The organism is Parafrankia sp. FMc2 (assembly GCF_041008525.1).
In the GTDB taxonomy this organism is placed as follows: domain Bacteria; phylum Actinomycetota; class Actinomycetes; order Frankiales; family Frankiaceae; genus Parafrankia.
The window spans coordinates 103,639-122,313 of the sequence record NZ_JBFLUG010000007.1; the positions used below are offsets into that span (position 1 = coordinate 103,639).

The 18,675-nt window shown below is 72.8% G+C and carries 12 protein-coding genes and 1 tRNA gene; 4 read left to right on the plus strand and 9 right to left on the minus strand.

The genetic code is table 11. The features are described 5' to 3' along the window. Nucleotides 1-30: 30 nt before the first annotated feature. Entirely contained in the window at nucleotides 31-1,269 is a 1,239-nt protein-coding gene (locus tag AB1460_RS04735) for an ABC transporter substrate-binding protein (protein WP_368959347.1), read from the plus strand. 124 nt (nucleotides 1,270-1,393) lie between these two features. Continuing rightward, entirely contained in the window at nucleotides 1,394-2,455 is a 1,062-nt protein-coding gene (locus AB1460_RS04740; protein ID WP_368959349.1) for a M4 family metallopeptidase, read from the plus strand. Nucleotides 2,456-2,461: 6 nt separating this feature from the next. Here AB1460_RS04740 and AB1460_RS04745 read toward each other — a convergent pair whose 3' ends face one another. Both AB1460_RS04745 and polA read right to left on the minus strand, forming a co-directional pair. Next, a complete protein-coding gene (locus AB1460_RS04745; RefSeq protein WP_368959350.1) occupies nucleotides 2,462-6,130 on the minus strand; it encodes an EAL domain-containing protein in 3,669 nt (1,222 codons plus the stop codon). 308 nt (nucleotides 6,131-6,438) lie between these two features. After that, on the minus strand, nucleotides 6,439-9,159 hold the full coding sequence (polA, locus tag AB1460_RS04750; RefSeq protein ID WP_368959352.1) for a DNA polymerase I: 2,721 nt from the start codon (nucleotides 9,157-9,159) through the stop codon (nucleotides 6,439-6,441). Between the two features lie 219 nt (nucleotides 9,160-9,378). Between polA and AB1460_RS04755 the strand changes: the two genes are divergently transcribed. Next, nucleotides 9,379-9,867, plus strand: coding sequence for a PaaI family thioesterase (locus tag AB1460_RS04755; protein ID WP_420497192.1), 489 nt, complete (start codon nucleotides 9,379-9,381; stop codon nucleotides 9,865-9,867). Nucleotides 9,868-10,103: 236 nt separating this feature from the next. On the opposite strand, the gene AB1460_RS04760 is transcribed toward AB1460_RS04755, so the two are convergent. The 7 genes from AB1460_RS04760 to AB1460_RS04790 form a co-directional block, all read right to left on the minus strand. After that, on the minus strand, nucleotides 10,104-11,135 hold the full coding sequence (locus AB1460_RS04760; RefSeq protein ID WP_368959355.1) for an ABC transporter ATP-binding protein: 1,032 nt from the start codon (nucleotides 11,133-11,135) through the stop codon (nucleotides 10,104-10,106). Beyond that, nucleotides 11,132-11,968 (minus strand): ABC transporter ATP-binding protein, encoded by an 837-nt coding sequence (locus tag AB1460_RS04765; RefSeq protein WP_368959356.1) that lies wholly within the window; start codon nucleotides 11,966-11,968, stop codon nucleotides 11,132-11,134. The genes AB1460_RS04760 and AB1460_RS04765 overlap by 4 nt, the downstream gene beginning before the upstream one ends. Continuing rightward, complete coding sequence (locus tag AB1460_RS04770; RefSeq protein ID WP_368959357.1) at nucleotides 11,965-13,593, minus strand: branched-chain amino acid ABC transporter permease; 1,629 nt, start codon at nucleotides 13,591-13,593, stop codon at nucleotides 11,965-11,967. Before AB1460_RS04770 ends, AB1460_RS04765 begins: the two co-directional genes overlap by 4 nt. After that, complete coding sequence (locus AB1460_RS04775; RefSeq protein ID WP_368959358.1) at nucleotides 13,590-14,522, minus strand: branched-chain amino acid ABC transporter permease; 933 nt, start codon at nucleotides 14,520-14,522, stop codon at nucleotides 13,590-13,592. Before AB1460_RS04775 ends, AB1460_RS04770 begins: the two co-directional genes overlap by 4 nt. A 39-nt stretch (nucleotides 14,523-14,561) precedes the next feature. Then, nucleotides 14,562-15,701: a branched-chain amino acid ABC transporter substrate-binding protein gene (locus AB1460_RS04780; protein WP_368959366.1), complete on the minus strand. Its 1,140-nt coding sequence runs from the start codon at nucleotides 15,699-15,701 to the stop codon at nucleotides 14,562-14,564. Between the two features lie 219 nt (nucleotides 15,702-15,920). Further along, entirely contained in the window at nucleotides 15,921-17,558 is a 1,638-nt protein-coding gene (locus AB1460_RS04785) for a branched-chain amino acid ABC transporter substrate-binding protein (protein WP_368959359.1), read from the minus strand. Beyond that, entirely contained in the window at nucleotides 17,555-18,154 is a 600-nt protein-coding gene (locus AB1460_RS04790) for an ANTAR domain-containing response regulator (RefSeq protein WP_026311575.1), read from the minus strand. The genes AB1460_RS04785 and AB1460_RS04790 overlap by 4 nt, the downstream gene beginning before the upstream one ends. 166 nt (nucleotides 18,155-18,320) lie before the next feature. On the opposite strand from AB1460_RS04790, the gene AB1460_RS04795 reads away from it, so the two are divergent. Then, a tRNA-Leu gene (locus AB1460_RS04795) sits at nucleotides 18,321-18,393 on the plus strand. Nucleotides 18,394-18,675 lie beyond the last annotated feature (282 nt).

The following is an 18,675-nucleotide window of genomic DNA, read 5'->3' on the forward strand; positions in this document are numbered from 1 at the left end:
TGCGCCGGACTCGGAGAGGTGGCTCGCCTGGTGTTTCGGACGCGGTTTGTCGGTGCGGCCCTGATGACGGTCACCGGAGTGCTCGTGGCGCTGGTGGGCGCCTGCGCCGCCGGCGGTTCCGCCCGCGACGGCACCGCGCAGGCCGCGCGCGGCTGCGCCCCGGGTGTCACCGACGACCGCGTGACGGTCGGCGTCCTCTTCCCGGACAGTGGGCCGATGGCGGCCCAGTACACCGGATTCCGGTCCGGCGTGGAGGCGCGGCTCGCGCAGGAGAACGCGGCCGGCGGCGTCGGCGGCCGCCTGATCGGAACGGCCTGGCGCGACGACGAGTCCAGTCCCGGCGTGAACCTGCGGGCGGCGAAGGATCTCGTCGCCGACGGAGTGTTCGCGGTGCTCGAGGGCACGATGGTCTCCGAGCGGTCGGCGCCGTGGCTCGACGAGCAGGGCGTTCCCGTGCTGGGGGTGGCCGACCAGCCGCTGTGGGGCGAGCACCCGAACATGTTCGCCGCCGGCTCGGTCGCCGCGGGCGCCGGCACGTCGAGCGCGCTGGGCCGGTTCGTCGGTTCCCAGGGCGGCACCCGGGCAGCGCTGCTGGTGACCGGATCGGACCAGGCCTCCCGGTTCTTCGCCGCCAGTGCCCGGTCGAGCCTGGAGGCCGCGGGAGTCCCCGTGGTCTTCGAGTCCGCCGTCGACAGCCTGTCCGCGGAGCGGGTCGGCTCGCGGATCCTGGCGGCCGGCGCGGACACGCTGATCGCGGCCACCCCGCTGGACGTCTACACCGGGGTCCTGATCACCGCCGCCGAGCTGGGCCGGCCGTTCACCGTCGCGCTGTCCCCGTTCGGCTACGACATGAGCCGGCTGCCGCCGGGGCTCCGGCAGGCGTTGGCCGGCACCTACGCCGGCGTGCCCTTCACCGCCTTCGAGCGCGGTCTGCCCGCACACCAGGCGTACCTGTCGGCGATGTCCCGGTACGCCCCCCAGCTCGCCGAGCCGCGTCTGCAGAGCGCCATGAACGGCTGGATCAGCGCCGACCTGTTCGTCCGCGGACTGCGGACCCAGCAGGGCTGCCCGAGCCGAGCCGGCTTCGTCCGCGGGCTGGGCGCGGTCACCGACTACGACGCGGGCGGCCTGCTGGCCCGGAAGGTCGACTTCACCGCCGGGCGGGGGCAGGCGGACCTGTGCGTCGACTTCGTCCGGGCGTCCTGGACCGGAGTGGGCTTTGACGTGTTCTCACCGGGCCCGACCTGCGAGGCCACCGCGGCGATGTAGTACGAGGAGGACACAAAGAACAGTCTGGACATCAGATCACGCGGCGGCGAAGGTCGGTGGCGGGGGGTCACACCCACCCGGGAGTACCCGAATGTGACGAACAGTCACCGATGAGGAGCCACCGATGAGCGGTCACCGTCGCTGCGCGCCCTGTGCCGTGCCGCCGCACGTGCTGGAGCGCATCGCACGGAACGGGAACGACGACCAGCGCGCGCGGGCCCTGGCCACCCTGTCCCAGGACACGTCCCACCGCACGGTCCGGGTGCACAACGCGTTTCTGCGCTCGGCGCAGCGCTCGGCGACACCGCCTCGGCTGACGCCGACCAGCGGGCCGCGCCGCACGATCGGCGACGCCAAGAGCACGGAGGACCTGCCGGGCACGACGGTCCGCGCCGAGGGCGACGGGCCCATCGAGGACGTCACCGTCAACGAGGCGTACGACGGGCTCGGCGCCACGTTCGAGTTCTTCCGCTCCGCCTACGGCCGGGACTCCATCGACGACGACGGCATGGCGCTGCTCGCCACCGTCCACTACGGGGAGCATTACGAGAACGCCTTCTGGAACGGGCGGCAGATGGTCTTCGGGGACGGTGACGGCGAGCTGTTCAACCGGTTCACCGTCTCGCTGGACGTCATCGGTCACGAACTCGCCCACGGTGTCACCGAGGACGAGGCGCAGCTGATGTACCTGAACCAGTCCGGGGCCCTCAACGAGTCGATCAGTGATGTCTTCGGCTCGCTGGTGAAGCAGCACCTGCGCGGCGAGACGGCGGCCGAGGCGGACTGGCTCATCGGTGCGGGCCTGCTCACCGACGCGGTGCAGGGGGTGGCGCTGCGCTCCCTGAAGGAGCCCGGAACGGCCTACGACGACCCGGTGCTCGGCGACGACATCCAGCCGGCACACATGGACGACTACGTCCGCACCACCACGGACAACGGCGGTGTGCACATCAATTCGGGCATCCCGAACAAGGCGTTCTACAACGCGGCGATCGCGCTCGGCGGTCACGCCTGGGAGCGCACGGGGCGGATCTGGTACGAGGCGCTGCGTGCCCCCCAGCTGCGACCGAACGCCACGTTCCGCTCGTTCGCCGCCGCCACGGCCCGCCAGGCACAGGTGCTGTTCGGGGCGGAGGAGACCCGGGCCGTGCGGGAGGCGTGGGCCGCGGTCGGCGTGACCGCCTGAGAGCGCTCAGACGCCGGCCGACGTGGCCGTCATCGGGGCGCCCGCGCCGTTGCGGGCGTCCCGGTCGGCCGCCATGGCCAGCGCCTGGTTCTCCGCCTCGATGAGGGCGGTACTCAACGGCTCGTTGCTCCCGGTGATGGAGATGCCGACGGCAAGGGGGGCGGTCGACTCCTGCCCCCAGGCCCGGCGCACCGCGGCGACGGCGGTCTCGGCGCCTTCACGCCCGCCGGTCGGAATCGCCATCACGAACTGCCGGTCCGCCCAGCGGGCCAGGTGCTCCGGGTCGTCGGCGACGGCCCGCAGATCGGTCGCGAACCGGGTGAGTCCCTGATCCGGTGCCGTGCCGGCGGCCGCGGTGCCCGGCCCCGGCCGGCCCGACCGGGGCAGGTCGAACAGGCAGACGGCGGTGCCGGAGGGCAGGTGCCCGAGCGTGGGCAGGAACGCGGAGCGGGTGGCGAGGCCGGTCGCGCTGTCGGTCTCGAACGCCCGGCCGGGGCAGTCGACCGCCAGCATGCGCCCGAGGGCGTGGCCGGCCTGGCCGCCGAGCAGGGTCAGCACCTTGTCGAGCGCGGGGTCGATCACCGGAATCGGCCGGGACCAGCGCATGCACAACGCGCCGGCCACCCCGCCGGCGCCCGGGAGCGGCACGATGAGGACCGAGGCGACGTGGCTGCGCCGGGCCAGGTCGGTGTTGAAGCCGGTGTAGGAGTAGGCGTCCGGCACGAACAGGGGGCGCAGTGTCCGCAGCACCTGCCCGACGACGGTTCGTTCGTCCTGCAGGAACTTCTGCCCCGGCCGGATGATGGCCTCGGCGCCGGGCGCGACGGACGACTCGACCGCGGTGAACTCGGCCGATCCCGCCCTGTCCGCAACCAGGACGTTGGCGACGTCCGCTCCGGACATGTGCCGCGCCGTGTCCGTGATCAGAGATGCCGCCGCGTGGACCTCGCCCCGGTGGTCGAGCTGGTCCAGCGCATGGGTGGTGTCCGTGACCAGCTCCAGCAGGACACACTCCCGGCGGGTGTCCATCATGACCATGGCGTGTCGGGCGAGGCTTTCCAGCGCCTCCCGCTGCCCCGGGGTGAGTCGCCTCGGGATGCGGTCGCTGATCGTGATCGCGCCGATCGCATGCCCGTCGGACGTCCGCACCGGCACGCCCGCGACGAAGCGCACGATCCGGTGCCGGTAGGCCTTGGCGCCGTGCGCGAACCGGGGGTCGAGCGTGGCGTCCGGGACCTCGACCAGCTCACCGGCCGCGACCGAGTGTGAACCCACGCCGACCCGGGCCGGAACGTCCTGCGTCTGGTGGCCGAACCGGCCGAGGTAGATCTCGGAGTCGGCGCTGACCAGGATGATCGACCCGACGTCGCAGCCGGTCATCGCGGCCGCGAGCGCCGCGACGTCGTCCAGGCGGTAGCTGTGCGGGCGGAAGGCGATCTCGTAGCGGCGCACCGCGGCGACCCGCGCGGCCTCCTGCTGAGCGAGCGGCGCCAGGATACCGAACCGCTGCGTCTGCGCCAGCGTGAAGCGGGTCCTGTCGGGCTGGGGCTCCGCTGCTCCGCCGGCCATGGCTCCCGACGCTGTTCCGCCCGCCGCCTCACCGGGCCCGGCGGCGGTGGTGCCGGGCAGGCCGGCGGTGACCGCCGTCGATCCGTCTGGCACCGGCCCGTCTGATCCCGCTCCGTTCGGCACCGCGGCGTTCGGCACCACGCCGACGGGAAGCGGCCCGCCCGGAGGCGGGTGCGTCGCCGTGGTCTCCGATCCCGCCCGGCGTGCCCCGGCGGAACCGGGCCCGCCCCGTCCGGCGGGACCCGGGCCGGTCGCCGGGCGGTCCGTCCTCGCCGCGCGGACGGCGAGGAGGTCCTCCAGCCGGGACGGCGGCCGTGGCCGCGAGATCACATCGCCCTGCAGGATGTCGCAGCCGAGGTCGCTCATCATCCGCAGCGTCCGCTCGTCCTCGACGCCCTCGCCGACGACCCGCAGCCCGAGCCGGTGCCCGAGGTCGAGGACGGACCGGACGATGGCGGCGTCCTGCAGGCTCCCGCGGACGTCCGCGACGAACCCACGGTCGATCTTGACCTCGTCGAAGGGGAGCGCCTTGAGGATCTCCATCGAGCTGTAGCCGGTGCCGAAGTCGTCCAGCGCGAGCTTGACGCCCTTGCTGCGCAGTTCCCGCAGCATCGCCGCCGCCCGGCCGGGCTGGGTCACCAGAGCGCTCTCGGTGATCTCCAGCGTGAGCATGTCGGGCGGGAGGTGGTGCCGCGCCAGGCTCGTGGTGACCAGGTCGGGCAGGTCGTCCAGGATGAGCATGCGCGCTGACAGGTTGACCGAGACCGGTACGTGCAGGCCCCGCTCGGCCCAGTCGGCGCACTGGCGCAGCGCCTCGTCCAGCACCCACCGGGTCATGTCGCCGATGAGTGCCGACCGTTCGGCGATCGGCAGGAACGCGCCGGGCGGGAGCAGACCGCGGGTGGGGTGCCGCCACCGCACCAGCGCCTCCACTCCGACGATCTGACCGGTCGCGGCGGACTGCAGCGGCTGGTAGTAGACGAGGAGCTCGTTGCGGGCGATGGCCGCCCGCAGCTCCGCGTAGAGGGAGATCTCCCAGGAGCGCACGCCGGCGATGCCGACGTCCCAGAGCCCGACCCGTTCGCCCTGTCGTTTCGCCCGCGACAGCGCGACATCGGCGCACGGGAGCAGCGCGGCGGCCGTCTCGCCGTCCCGCGGTGCGAGGGCCAGCCCGGCGCTGGCCTCGACACCGACATTGATGCCGCGCACCTCGAAGGGGCCTTCCACCTGGCTCAGCACCGAGCTGCCGAGGTCGCGCAGAAGGCGGTCCCGGCCCGGCGGCTGGCGCGCGCCGTCGTCCGGGGCGCCGATGGGATCGCCGGTGCCGGCAGGGCAGGAGATGACCAGCGCGAACTCGTCGCTGCCGAGCCGGCCGACGAAGGCCGGGCGCGGTCGGACCCTCGTCAGCGCGCGCGCGAACTGGCGCAGCAGCTCGTCACCACCCTCGTGCCCGAGCGCGTCGTTGACCTCCCGGAAACGGTTGATGTCGAGCAGGAGGAAGACAACCTCCTCGCCGCGCTCGCGGGCCCGGGCGATCGCCGGATCGGCGACGCTGGCCAGCCCACTACGGGCGACCAGCGAGGTCAGCGGGTCGGAGAAGGCCTGCTGATGGCCCCACCGGAACAGACCGGACATGACCAGGCAACCGCAGACGGAGCTGACCACGGCCGCGACCAGCAGCGGCGCGGGATCGGCGAGATCCGGGTTCGCCCACGCGGCGAGGATCATGACGAGTGCTATCCACGCGGCCAGCACCAACGTCGAGCCGAGCCGGAGCATGCCGCAGAAGGCCGCGAGCCACGGGAACCAGAGCAGGAACAGCTCGCAGCCCTGGCCCGGCCCGGCGCTCGCCGCGGCCAGGCCGAGGCCGGCCGTCATCGATGCTCCGGACAGCAGCGGAAGCCACTCCCATTCGTCCTGGTGCTCGGTGAGCGGTCGCAGCAGGCCGACATTGACAAGGCCGATGGCCAGCGCGGCCCACGATCCGGGCCGCAGGAAGCCCGGCGAGGCCGGGACCAGGACAGTGATCAGGAAGAAGCCCGCCAGGCCGAGAACCAGGACCGTGAGCAGGCGGCGGCGGTCGACGATGATCGGGCCGCTGATCACGGGCTGGTTTCCCCTTTCCCTGCCGCGACGGATCACGGTGGTGCTCCCCCCGACGAGCGCCTCCGGCGCTGGGCGGGGCACCGGCCCACGCAGACGACGCAGACCGCAACGGCCGCGCCACGGGCGCCGACAGCCTGAGAATTCCCGCCGGCACCATGCCTGACACGTGGGATGGCGGCGGGAATCCCGGTGGCGCGCGCACGGCTCGCACCGCCCTTTCCGGAAATGGCGGACGAACGCACCGTGACAGACGCCCACGAACGGCGCGGGGCAGGATTATCCGGATCGCGGACGGATCCGGCGGGGCCTCAGTGGCCGGCCTCGTCCCAGGTGCGCCCGGCGCCCACGCCCACCTCCAGCGGAACGGACATCTCGTACGCGGCACCCATCTCGGACCGCACCAGCGCCTCGACCTCGTCGCGCTCGCCGGGAGCGATCTCCAGGACGAGCTCGTCGTGCACCTGGAGCAGCAGCCGGGAGCGGAGATCCCGGGACCGCAGGGCGCGGTCCACCCCCAGCATCGCGATCTTGATGATGTCGGCAGCGGAACCCTGGATGGGCGCGTTCAACGCCATCCGCTCCGCCATCTGCCGGCGCTGGGTGTTGTCGCTGGTCAGGTCGGGCAGGTAGCGGCGGCGCCCCATGATCGTCTCGGTGTAGCCGTCCCGCCGGGCCTGGTCGACGACACCGCGCAGGAAGTCCCGGACGCCGCCGAACCGGGCGAAGTAGGCGTCCATGTGCTCGCGGGCCTCGTCGGGGGCGATACCGAGCTGGCCGGCGAGGCCGAACGCGGACAGCCCGTACGCCAGCCCGTAGGACATCGCCTTGATCCGGCGCCGCAGCTCCGGGTCGACCTCGGAGACCGGGAGCCCGAACGCCTGCGCGGCGACGAACGTGTGCAGGTCCTCCCCGGAGGCGAAGGCCTCGATCAGCCCGGCGTCGCCGGACAGGTGGGCCATCAGCCGCATCTCGATCTGCGAGTAGTCGGCCGTCAGCAGTGTCTCGTAGCCGTGCCCGACGATGAACGCCTGCCGGATCTGCCGGCCCTGCACCGTGCGGATCGGGATGTTCTGCAGGTTCGGGTCCGTGGACGACAGCCGGCCGGTGGCCGCGATCATCTGGTTGAAGGTGGTGTGGATCCGCCCGGCGTCGTCGATCATCGGGATGAGCGAGTCGACCACGGTCTTGAGCCGGGCCACGTCGCGGTGGTGCAGCAGCACCGGGATCAGCGGGTGGTCGGACTGGGTCGCCAGCCAGGCCAGCGCGTCCGCGTCGGTGGTGTAGCCGGTCTTGATCCGCTTCGTCTTGGGCAGCGCCAGCTCCTCGAAGAGGATCTGCTGGAGCTGCTTGGGCGAGCCCAGGTTGAACGGCCGCCCGACGATGCCGTGTGCCTGCGCGGCGACGTCCGTGACCTCGGCGCCGTAGTGCTTCTGCAGCTCGGCGAGATGATCGGAGTCGGCCGCGATCCCGGCCCGCTCCATCCGGGCCAGCACGGTCACCAGGGGCAGCTCCATCTCCCGCAGCAGCCGGGCCGCGGACCTGCGCTCCAGATCGCCGTCGAGCACGCCGGCCAGCTCGAGGGCGGCGCGGGCGCGGATCGCGTCGGCCTCGGCCTCGTCGGCCTCGCCGGAACCGTCGAGGGTGAGCTGGCCGCTCGTCTCCCCCTCCGACCGCAGCTCGCGCTGCAGGTAGCGCAGTGTCAGGTCAGCCAGGTCGAACGAACGCTGGCCGGGCAGCGCCAGGTAGGCGGCGAGCGCGGTGTCACTGGTCACGCCGGCGAGGTCGAAGCCCACCTCGGCCAGCGCCAGCATCGGGCCCTTGAGATCGTGGCCGGCCTTCGACCGGTCCGGATCCGCCAGCCAGGCGCCGAGGGCGGCCGAGTCACCGGCGGTGAGCTGGGTCGGGTCGACCCACGCCGCCGCGCCGTCGGTCGACGCCAGCGACAGCGACACGATCACCCCGGTGCCGCGGCCCCAGGTGCCGCGCAGGTGCAGGCCGGTGCGGCCGGCACCGGAGGCGTGCTCGGCCAGCCAGGAGGCGACCTCGTCCGGACCGAGCATGGTCAGGTCGATCTCGAAGCCCTCGTCGGCCGCCGGCGGCGCCACCGCCAGGGCCGCGTACAGCCGCTCCCGCAGCACCCGGAACTGCAGCGTGTCGAACAGCTGGTGGACGGCCTCACGATCCCACGGGTGCAGCCGCAGGTCGACCGGCGTCAGCTCCAGCGGCACCTCCCGCGCCAGCTCGGTCAGCGACCGGTTACGGATGACGTTGGCCAGGTGCGCCCGCAGCGAGGCCCCGGTCTTGCCGCCGATCTCGTCGGCCCGGTCGACCAGGTCGGCCAGCGAGCCGAACTGCTGGATCCACTTGGTGGCGGTCTTCTCCCCCACCCCCGGCACCGACGGCAGGTTGTCGGACGGGTCGCCGCGCAGCGCCGCGAAGTCGGGGTACTGCACCGGCGACAGGCCGTACTTCGCCTGCACCTCGTCCGGAGTGAAGCGGGTCATGTCGCTGATGCCCTTGCGGGTCATCAGCACGGTGACGCGGTCGTCGACGAGCTGCAGCGCGTCGCGGTCACCGGTGACGATCAGGACGTCCATGCCGTCGGCCGCGGCCTGGGTGGCGAGGGTGGCGATCACGTCGTCGGCCTCGAAGCCGGCGGCGCTGACGCCGGGCACCGCGAGCGCCTCGCAGACCTGGTGGATCAGCGCGACCTGGCCGACGAAGTCCGCCGGGGTCTCGGACCGGCCGGCCTTGTACTCCGCGTACTGGGTGTGCCGGAACGTCGGCGTCGGCAGATCCCATGCGACGGCGACGTGGGTGGGCTTCTCATCGCGCAGCGCGTTGATCAGCATGGAGGTGAAGCCGTAGACGGCGTTCGTCGGCTGGCCGGTGGTCGTCGAGAAGTTCTCCACCGGCAGGGCGAAGAAGGCGCGGTAGGCCAGCGAATGCCCGTCCAGCAGCAGCAGGCGGGGGCGGTCCGCCGCGGGAGCCGAGGTACTGCCGGACGGGGACGAAGTAGTCGCAGGCACGCGGCGAGTCTAGGCGGTGGGTACGACAGCTCCGCGCGCGTGCGGGGGAAGGACGGCAGGACCACGCGTTCCTCCCGGTGGGGAAGATCCACGGAGGCCCCCCGAGCCCGTCGGCCGTCCCGGGAACTCCGTGTCGCACCGGGCGCGCTCAGGGCGCGACGTCGTAGTCCTCCTCCGGCCGCAGGGCCCGGACGGCGTGGGCCCCGCCGCGGCGCTAATGTGCTGGTTGTGCCCTCTACGGCGTCGGATCCGACCGAACTGCTCAACGAGCTGAACGAACACCGCGGCGAGCTCAGCGAACGCCTCGGGATCGTGCTGACGGAGGCCAGCGCGCAGCGCGTCGTCGCGACGATGCCCGTCGCCGGCAACCGGCAGCCCTACGGCCTGCTGCACGGCGGCGCCTCGGTCGCGCTCGCGGAGACCGTCGGCTCGGTCGCCTCGATGCTCGCCGCCGGCCCGTCCCGCTCCGCGGTCGGCATCGAGATCAACGCCACCCACCACCGCGCGGCCCTCGACGGAATCGTGACCGCCGTCGCGACCCAGATCCGCGCCGGCGCCACGCTGGCCACCTACGACATCCGCATCACGGACGAGGCGGGCCGTCCGGTGTGCACCTGCCGACTGAGTTGTCTACTGCGCGACAATCCACCCGCTGGTGGGCAGGTTCCCCCGCGAAACACCCAGGCCACTTCGGCCAACGCGGAGTGACCTGCACGCTCGTCCGTACTGCTACCGTCATCCCAGGTGGGCGCCCGGGACGGGCGAGTAGAAAACGCCGGGCACGGGGAAGGTTCGGGCGGTACCAAAGTCCGTCCCGGGCACCCATCAGAAGATGGTCAGGGCGCTGACTGAACCCAGACAAGGTGTGATTGCACTTTCTGGAACCTCGTCGCCCGAGTTCGCGCGGGCCGATGTCGACGAGGGGCGTCGCCTGGCGGGGCCGGTCAGCCTGCGACCTGTCTGTCGAGGGTGTCGCGAAGTTCGTCCGAGCTGCCTAGATAGGCGTCGCGGACTCGGGCGTCGCGCGCGAGAGCGTCGGCGCTGCCCGCCAGCACCACCTCGCCGGTGTCGAGGACGTAGCCCCGATGGGCGATCCGCAGGGCGGCCACGGCGTTCTGCTCCACCAGCAGGACGGTCGTCCCACTCGCGTTGATCTCCCGGATCACCTCGAAGATCGTCGCCACCAGGAGAGGGGCGAGGCCGAGCGAGGGCTCGTCCAGCAGAATCAGACGGGGCCGCGCCATCAGCGCCCGCCCGATCGCCAGCATCTGCTGCTCCCCACCGGAGAGTGTCCCCGCCGGCTGCCGCGAGCGCTCCGCGAGCCGGGGGAACAGCGTGTTGACCCGGTCCAGGCCCCGGCGGGTCTCGGCGCGGTCGCGGCGGCGGTCCAGGTAGGCGCCCATCGCCAGGTTCTCCGCGACCGTCATCGCCGGGAAGATCCGCCTGCCCTCCGGGACGTGGCTGATGCCGAGCGCGGTGACCCGGTGCACGGGCAGGCCGGGGACGTCCCGGTGCACGGCGGCGTCCCGGTGCCGACCACGGGAGACGCGGCCCGCCCGCTTCGACGGTGCGGACCGCACTGTCGGCGCCGATGACGCGGCCTGCACCGCCGACGCAGCCGGAGCCGGCCCCGGCAGGGGTGCTCCCGCGATGCGCGTGCCGTCGAACCAGACGGCACCGCGGGCGGGTGGCAGCAACCCGGAGATCATGCGCAGCATCGTGGTCTTCCCCGCGCCGTTCGCCCCGAGCAGGGCGACCACCTCGCCGGCCTCGACCCGCAGCGAGATCCCGCGGACGGCCGTCACCGCCCCGTAGGCGACCTCGGCGTCGCGCACCTCCAGCAGCGGGCCACCGGACGCGCTCCCCTCTCCGGCCGGGTCCTTTCCGGCGGGCCTGCTGCTGGCCGGGTCGCTGCTGGCCGGGTCGTGTCTGGCCGGGTCGCTGCTGGCCGGGTCGTGTCTGGCCGGGTCGGTCATGGCCGGCTCCGCTCGTCGTCGGTGTCCCCCAGGTACGCCTCGATGACGGCGGGGTCGGAGCGGATCTGGTCCGGGTGGCCTGCGGCGATCACCCGGCCGAAGTTGAGCACGGAGATCGAGCCGGCGACCGCGGCCACCAACCGGATGTCGTGCTCGATGAGCAACACCGAGACACCCTGTTCCGCGATGGCCCGGATCAGTGTGACCAGGTCACGCCGCTCAGCCGCGGTGGCTCCGGCGGCCGGCTCGTCGAGCAGCAGCAGGGACGGCGTGGTGCCCAGCGCCCGCGCGATCTCCAGCCGCCGCTGCTCCCCGTAGGGCAGGCTGCCGGCCGGCAGTGCGGCCCGACGTCCGAGCCCGACGAAGTCCAGCAGGTGGTGGGAGCGTTCCAGCACCTCCCGTTCCTCCCGCCGCACGGCCGGGGTGGGCAGCAGGCCGCGCAGTGCGCCCGCCCGGGCCCGCACCTCGACGCCGACCTGGACGTTCTCCACCGCCGACATCTCGGGGAAGAGGCGGATGTTCTGGAACGTCCGGGCGATTCCGAGGCGGGCGACCCGGTGCGGGGACCGGCCGACGAGCTCGACCGCGTCCTCCCCCGCCCAGAACCGGGCGCTGCCCTGCTGCGGCCGGTAGGCACCCGTGAGGCAGTTGAACAGCGAGGTCTTGCCGGCCCCGTTCGGACCGATGACGGCGAGGACGCTGCCCCGCTCCTGCCGCAGGGACACCCCGTCCAGGCTGGTCAGGCCGCCGAAACGCAGGGTCACGGCACGCACGTCGAGGATCGGTCCGGCCGCGGTCGACGGTCGCGGATCGGGAATGACCCGGCCGGTCACAGCGCCGGCTCCGCTCCCGGGCCGACGCCCGGTCCCGCACCCGCCCCTGGCCCGGGTCCCGGCACCGCGCCGGATCCCGGCGATGCGCCCGATGCCGGCGGCGGCCCCGAGGTGCGCAGGGAGCCCGGTGCCGGCAGGGGGCCTGGTCCTGGGGCTGCGCCCGGGGCGAGCGCCGAGTCCTGGCCGGCTCCCGCGGTCGCCCCCACGGCGGCGCCGACCAGCGGAGTGCCCGCGGCGGCGGGGACGGCGGGAGTGCCGGGCACGTCCTGACGGGGCAGGGCCCGGTGCCGGCGCGGCGGCAGCAGCCCGCTCGGCCGGAAGATCATCATGAGGACCACCACAGCGCCGAAGTAGATGAACCGGTCCGCGGGGGGAACGGTGTCACGGAGCAGGAACGCGGTTCCCTGCAGGACGAGGGCGCCGAGCACCACGCCGAGGCGCGAACCCATCCCGCCGAAGATGACGATGGTCAGGACCAGCAGCGAGGCCTGCAGACCGAAGGACTGTGGGTTGAAGAACTGCTTGGTCGCGAGCACCACCCCGGCGAAGCCGGAGACAGACGCCCCCACGGCGAACGCCAGCAGCTTCATCCGGATGGTGGCGACCCCGGTGGCTTCGGCAGCGACCTCGTCCTGGCGGATCGCCGTCCAGGCGCGGCCGGTCCGCGAGCGCTCCCAGCGCCCGAACACCACCATCACCAGCACGATCAGCACGACCAGGAGGTAGTAGTACGGCAGCGGGTTCAGACCCCACGAGTAGCGCACGCCAGGCAGGTCGACCGACAGCGGCGGCAGCCCGAAGACACCGCGCGGCCCGCCGGTCACCCCGTCGGCGTTGTTCGCCAGCAGCTGGACGATCTCACCGAAACCGAGGGTGACGATCGCCAGGTAGTCACCGCGCAGCCGCAGGGTCGGCCCGCCGAGGACCACTCCGGCCACCGCTGCCACGACCAGCGCCACCGGCAGCGCGAAGAACGGGTTGATCTGCCAGGGCGCGTGCCAGGGCATCGCCTCCGCGGACGTCACGTAGGCCGTCGTGTAGGCACCGATCGCGAAGAAGGCGATGTAGCCCAGGTCCAGCAGGCCCGCGTACCCGACGACGACGTTCAGGCCAAGCGCGAGCAGGGCGTAGACGCCGATCTCGCCCACCAGCGCCTGCTGGGCCGCCGTGGACAGCGCCGGTGGCACGGCGAGAGCCACCGCGAGAAGCGCCAGGTGGCCAAGCCGCGCCCCGTGCCGACCGGTGATCGGCGCCGCGATCCGCCGGAGCGGACCGGCCGGCGCCGGTGGGCCGGCACCGTCCCCACCCGGCGCGGGAGGCATCGAGGTGGAAGGCATCATCGCGGCACGGGCCCGGGTGGACAGCGCCCGGCCCCGGCTGGCGAGGTGGCCACCGCTGAGCAGCGCGGCCCACAGGCCCAGCGCCGCGACCACGAAGATGATCAACCGTGGCCAGGCGAAGGAGCCGGTGATACCGGCGAGCGGATGGTCCGCATCCCCGGACGGCCCCGTGATCACGGCTGCCAGCGCCGACAGGAAGCAGGCGATACCCAGGCTGCGTACCCGGCGCGACCGCGGCAGCCGGGTAAGCCGGGTAAGCCGGGGCTGGTGCGGGAGACCGCTCACGCCGGCCGGCCCAGCCGCGTCCCGAGCAGACCCGACGGCCGCACCAGCAGCACCGCGACGAGCACCGCGAACGCGATGACGTTCTTGTACGAGGCGTCGAACAGGTACCCGCCGAAGCTCTCGACCAGCCCGAGCAGCAGGCCGCCGATCACCGCTCCGCGCACGTTGCCGATACCGCCGAGCACCGCCGCGGTGAAGGCCTTGATCCCGGGGACGAACCCCATCGTGTAGGACGCGTTGAACGTCATCGCGTAGAGGAATCCGCCCGCCCCGGCGAGCAGCCCGCCGAGCACGAACGTCGCGACGATGATCTTCTGGACGTCCACGCCCATCAGGCCTGCGCACTCGGCGTCCTGGGCGACGGCGCGGATGGACTGCCCGAGCCGGGTGCCGGCGACCAGGTGGTCGACCGCGAGCAGCATCATCAGCGCCGACGCGGCGATCACCAGCGACTGGGTGGAGATCTCGGCGCCGAACACCGTCACCACCGTCCCGTTGGTGAACAGCTCCGGCACCGGGACGCTCTGCCGGCCGAACTCCTTGCCGGCCAGGTTGAAGGCGAACAGCGACGCCCCGATCGCGCTGATCAGGTACGCCAGCCGCGGGGCGCCGCGGCGCCGCAGCGGCCGGTAGGCGCAGCGTTCCAGGGCGTAGGCGGCGGTCGCGCCGGCCAGCGCGCCCACCCCGAGCCCGAACAGCACCAGCCCGGCCGAGGCCAGGCCGGACGGCGTCGCCCCGCCGTCCGGCACCAGCGCGCGGCTGGCGAACAGCCCGCCGAACGCGCCGAGCATGAACACCTCGCTGTGCGCGAAGTTGATGAGCTGCAGGACTCCGTAGACCAGCGTGTACCCGAGGGCGATCACCGCGTAGAGCGCGCCGACCATGAGCCCGTCGATCGTGAGCTGGCTGATCTGCTCAGCCGAGCCCATGGGTCTCCCTCCGGGCCCGGCCCCGCCCGGCTCGCCGGGTCAAGGCTTCACGAGCGTGCTGACCGGCCCGAGCACGGTGCGCTGGCCGTCCTTCACCTGGTACACGTAGACCGTCGAGCCCTCGACGTCACCGTTGCGCTGGAACCTGATCCGCTTGGTGACGCCGGGCAGGTCGACCTTGCCGAACGCGGAGAGCACCGACTCCCGGCTCGCCTCGGTGCCCTGCTCGCGCAGGACCGAGATGATGGCGTTGGTGGCGTCGTAGGCCTCGCCGGAGTAGGTGCCGGGCTTCAGGCCGCTGTTGACCTTCTTGTAGTCCGCGACGAAGCCGGCGGCGGCAGGGTCGGAGTTGGCGTCCGAGCAGGGGCAGGTGATGAGCGTGCCCTCGGCGTTCGCCGCGCCGGCCTGGCGGATGAACTGGTCGTCGTTCGAGCCGTCGCCGCTGAGGATCACTCCGTCGTAGCCCTTGCCACGCAGCGCCTTGGTGAGCAGCGCGAACTCGGGGTAGTAGCCCGAGTAGTAGACGGCGTCGGCACCGTCAGCCATGATCTTGGTGGCCTGCGAGGTGTAGTCCTTGGTCGGGTTGATCCCGTCGTGGGCGAACGGCACCCGGGCCCGCTCCAGGCCGCGCTCGATCGCGCCGGACAGGCCCGTGCCGTACTCGCTGCGGTCGTCGAGCGAGTAGACCCGCTTGGCCCTGACCGCCTTCGCCAGGTACTCGGCCGCGCCGGCGCCCTGCACCGTGTCCGGGGCGATCACCCGGTAGAAGCTGGTGAAGTTGAGGTCCGTCAGGGTCGGGTTCGTCGCGGACGGGCTCACCGACAGCAGCCCCGCCTGGCTGTAGAGCGGCTCGCTGGCCTTCGTCGCGCCGGAGAAGACCGGGCCGACGACCGCCATCAGGTCGGAGTTGTCGATCAGCTTCTGCGCGGCGGTCGGTCCCTGCTCGGGCTGCCCCTGGTCGTCGGAGGCGACGATACGCAGCGTGAACGGCAGGCTGCTGTCCTGGTTGGCCAGCTCGACGGCGGTCAGCACACCGTTGTAGGCGTTGATGCCGAGCTGCTGGCTCTCGCCGGAGAGCGGCCCCTGGAAGCCGATCAGGTACTCCTTCTTACCGCCGTCGCTCGAGTCGCCTCCGCAGGCGGCGAGCAGCCCGCCGACCATCGCGAGACCGGCGACCATCGCGGCGACGGGACGCCGCGCAGACGTCCGCGTCGATCGGGGGCGAAGGGTCCGTGGGGTGGCCGTCATGCAACGTCCTTCCGCTGCCTCACCGGCGCGCGGGCGCGCTCCGCGGAGCGGAAACTAGTCGCTCCTCCCCAGCTATGAAAGCTCAAAGTGAGCGTGTCACGACTTCCCGTGGCACTTGAGTGCTTTGGGAATCCGTCCGGGGTCGGAGCGTCAGCGCGCCGACTCGACCCGCAACGGGACGAACCGGCCACTCAGGACCGAGTACAGCGCGACCCGCGGGCCACGGAGGTCGCCCTTCGGATCGAAGGCGACCTGACCGGTGACACCGACGAACTCCCCGGCCCCGACGGCACGGACCATCGCCGCGCGCAGGTCCGCGTCCACCACGGAACGCCCTGGCAGGGTGGCCGACGCCGCCCGGATCAGGGCCCGCGCCGCGTCGTGGGCCGACGCCGCCACCGGCGGGATCGCGTCCGCCCACAGGGCGGCCAGCTCCGCGGACCGTGCCCGCTCCAGCTCCCGCTTCCGGGCGTCCTCGTCGTTGCCCCCTGCCCCCATGGCACCCCCGGTGCCGGCGGCGCCCTCATCGCGGTCACCGTCGTCGCCGGGGTTGCCGGGGCGCGCGGCGGCTCCCCCGTCGGGCCGCGTCGCGTCCGGTGAGCCCGACCGGGCCGCGGAGGTGTCCGCGTCGGAGGACTCGGCGGCGGGCTCGTCCCCGCGCCCCTCCGGGAGGAGGCCGGCGACGGTCTCAAGCTCACCGAACCGCTTCGCATAGGCGGTGACGAACGCGCCGGCCGACGACAGCCGGGACAACGGAACCGACAGGTCCGTGACCAGATCACCCTCGGCGAGGGTGCCCGCACGATCGAGGTAGTCACGGTCGAGGAGCCCGTCCGCGCCGAGCACCTGCACGGTGACACCCTCGTCGACGAGCGCCCGGCGCAGCTCCCCCGCGACATCGGGGCCGGTCGCCAGGTAGACCAGCTCCGGAGCCTCGTCCCGGACGGCCCTCGCCGTCTTCTCGATCTTCTCGTCGTCGATCGCGCCGCCGTCCACCCGGTGCACCGTCGGCACGGTGGCGCCAGCGTCGCGGACGTCCCGGGCGAAGCGCTCGGCGAGCGTGACCGTGCCGTAGTCCGGACCGCCGTCGATCACACTGATGCGCGACCGGCCGAGCGTGTCGACCGCGTAGTCGGCCGCGACCTCGGCGAGCTGTTCGTCCGTCCCGGACAGCCGGAAGTAGGTGGGAAAGGGGCGGACGTCCGGCGAGGCCGGTGCCGAGGTCAGCGTCGGCTCGGCGTTGGACGGCGAGACCACGGGAAGCCCGGCCTCGCTCAGCCGGCCCAGCGACACCATCGCCACACTGGAACTGAGAGGGCCGACGACCCCGATCATCCGGTCGTCATCGGCGAACAGGTCCGCGCCGGCCGCGCCGCCGTCCGGCCGGGACAGGTCGTCGTGTGCCACGACCTGCAACTTCCAGCCGGGGATCATCCCCTGCCGATTCGACTCCTCGACGGCGAGCGTGACCGCGTTGCGCACGCTCACACCCGCGTCCGCGGACGCCCCGGAGAGGGGCGCCAGCACCCCGATCGTCGCGACCCGGTCCTCGCCCGGGCCAACGCCGTCACCGCCAAGCGTGGACGCGAGGAGCAGGCCCAGCCCACCGGGCAGGGCCAGCACCACCACGACGACCGCCGCGAGCAGCACCCGGCCGCGGATCGTCAGGACGGAGCGGCCGACCCAGCTCCGCACCGCGCGGGCCGCGCGCGCGGCACCGCCGACGAGGCGCGGCACCGCCCGTGCCCGGACCGGGTCGGTGGCCGCGCCAGGGTCCTGCCCGGTCACGAGCCTGGCAGCGCCTCACCCGACAGCACAGCCTCGGCGACGGCCCGCATGGTCCGGCGCTGGTTCATCGACGTCCGCTGGATCCAGCGGAAGGCATCAGGCTCGGTCATCGCGTGCTCGGTCTGCAGCACACCCTTCGCCCGCTCGATGATCTTACGGGCCTCCAGACGGCCCTGCAGGTCCTCGACCTCGGCCTCGAGACTCACGATCTCGGTGAACCGGCTCATCGCCATCTCGATGGTCGGCAGCAGGTCCTTCTTCTGGAACGGCTTGACCACGTAGGCCATCGCCCCCGCCTCGCGGGCCCGCTCGACGAGCTCCCGCTGGCTGAAGGCCGTGAGGATCACGACCGGCGCGATCCGCTCCTTGGCGATCTTCGCGCCGGCGTCGATACCGTCCATCTTCGGCATCTTGACGTCCAGGATCACCAGGTCGGGGCGCAGCTTGCCGGCGAGTGCGACCGCCGTCTCACCGTCGCCGGCCTCACCGACGACCTCGTAGCCCTCCTCCTGGAGCATCTCCCTGAGATCCAGCCGGATCAACGCTTCGTCCTCAGCGATCAACACCCGACGCGGCGTCGAAGAAGGCTGGCTCATCGAGGTGAACTCCTGGTTGTGCGGTCGTCACGATCGGGCGGCGGGCGTGGGTTGCGGCCCGCTCGCCCGTAATCTGTCCGGGTCGAGCGGTCGAATCGCACCCTACCCGGCTAGAGTCGTGCACGAGACGTTCCGCGACGTTCAGCGCCGCGGACCTCGCCGACCAGCCCCGGTACTCCAACGGCAGAGAGACGGTGCTCAAACCACCGACAGTGTGGGTTCGAATCCCACCCGGGGTACGCGCTGGCTGCGTGTGTTCGCCGCCCCCGAGGGGCGGCTTCCCCCAGGCCGTCATATCTGCCGGGGGCCGAGCCCCCGAACCCCCAGGAGAACCCACGCGGCAACCCGGGATCATGCAGAGTGCCCGGGCGGACAGGACATCCGGTCCGTCGCCGGCTGCGTGTGTTCGCCGCCCCCGAGGGGCGGCTTCCCCCAGGCCGTCATATCTGCCGGGGGCCGAGCCCCCGAACCCCCAGGAGAACCCACGCGGCAACCCGGGATCATGCAGAGTGCCCGGGCGG

Coding starts and splice junctions, on each gene's coding strand:
- AB1460_RS04780 (WP_368959366.1), bottom strand. CDS start 15,701: ATGGTCGCCGGTCTCGCGATGGTCGGCGGGCTGCTCGCCGCCTGCGGA.
- AB1460_RS04760 (WP_368959355.1), bottom strand. CDS start 11,135: ATGACCGACCCGGCCAGACACGACCCGGCCAGCAGCGACCCGGCCAGA.
- AB1460_RS04775 (WP_368959358.1), bottom strand. CDS start 14,522: ATGGGCTCGGCTGAGCAGATCAGCCAGCTCACGATCGACGGGCTCATG.
- AB1460_RS04790 (WP_026311575.1), bottom strand. CDS start 18,154: ATGAGCCAGCCTTCTTCGACGCCGCGTCGGGTGTTGATCGCTGAGGAC.
- AB1460_RS04740 (WP_368959349.1), top strand. CDS start 1,394: ATGAGCGGTCACCGTCGCTGCGCGCCCTGTGCCGTGCCGCCGCACGTG.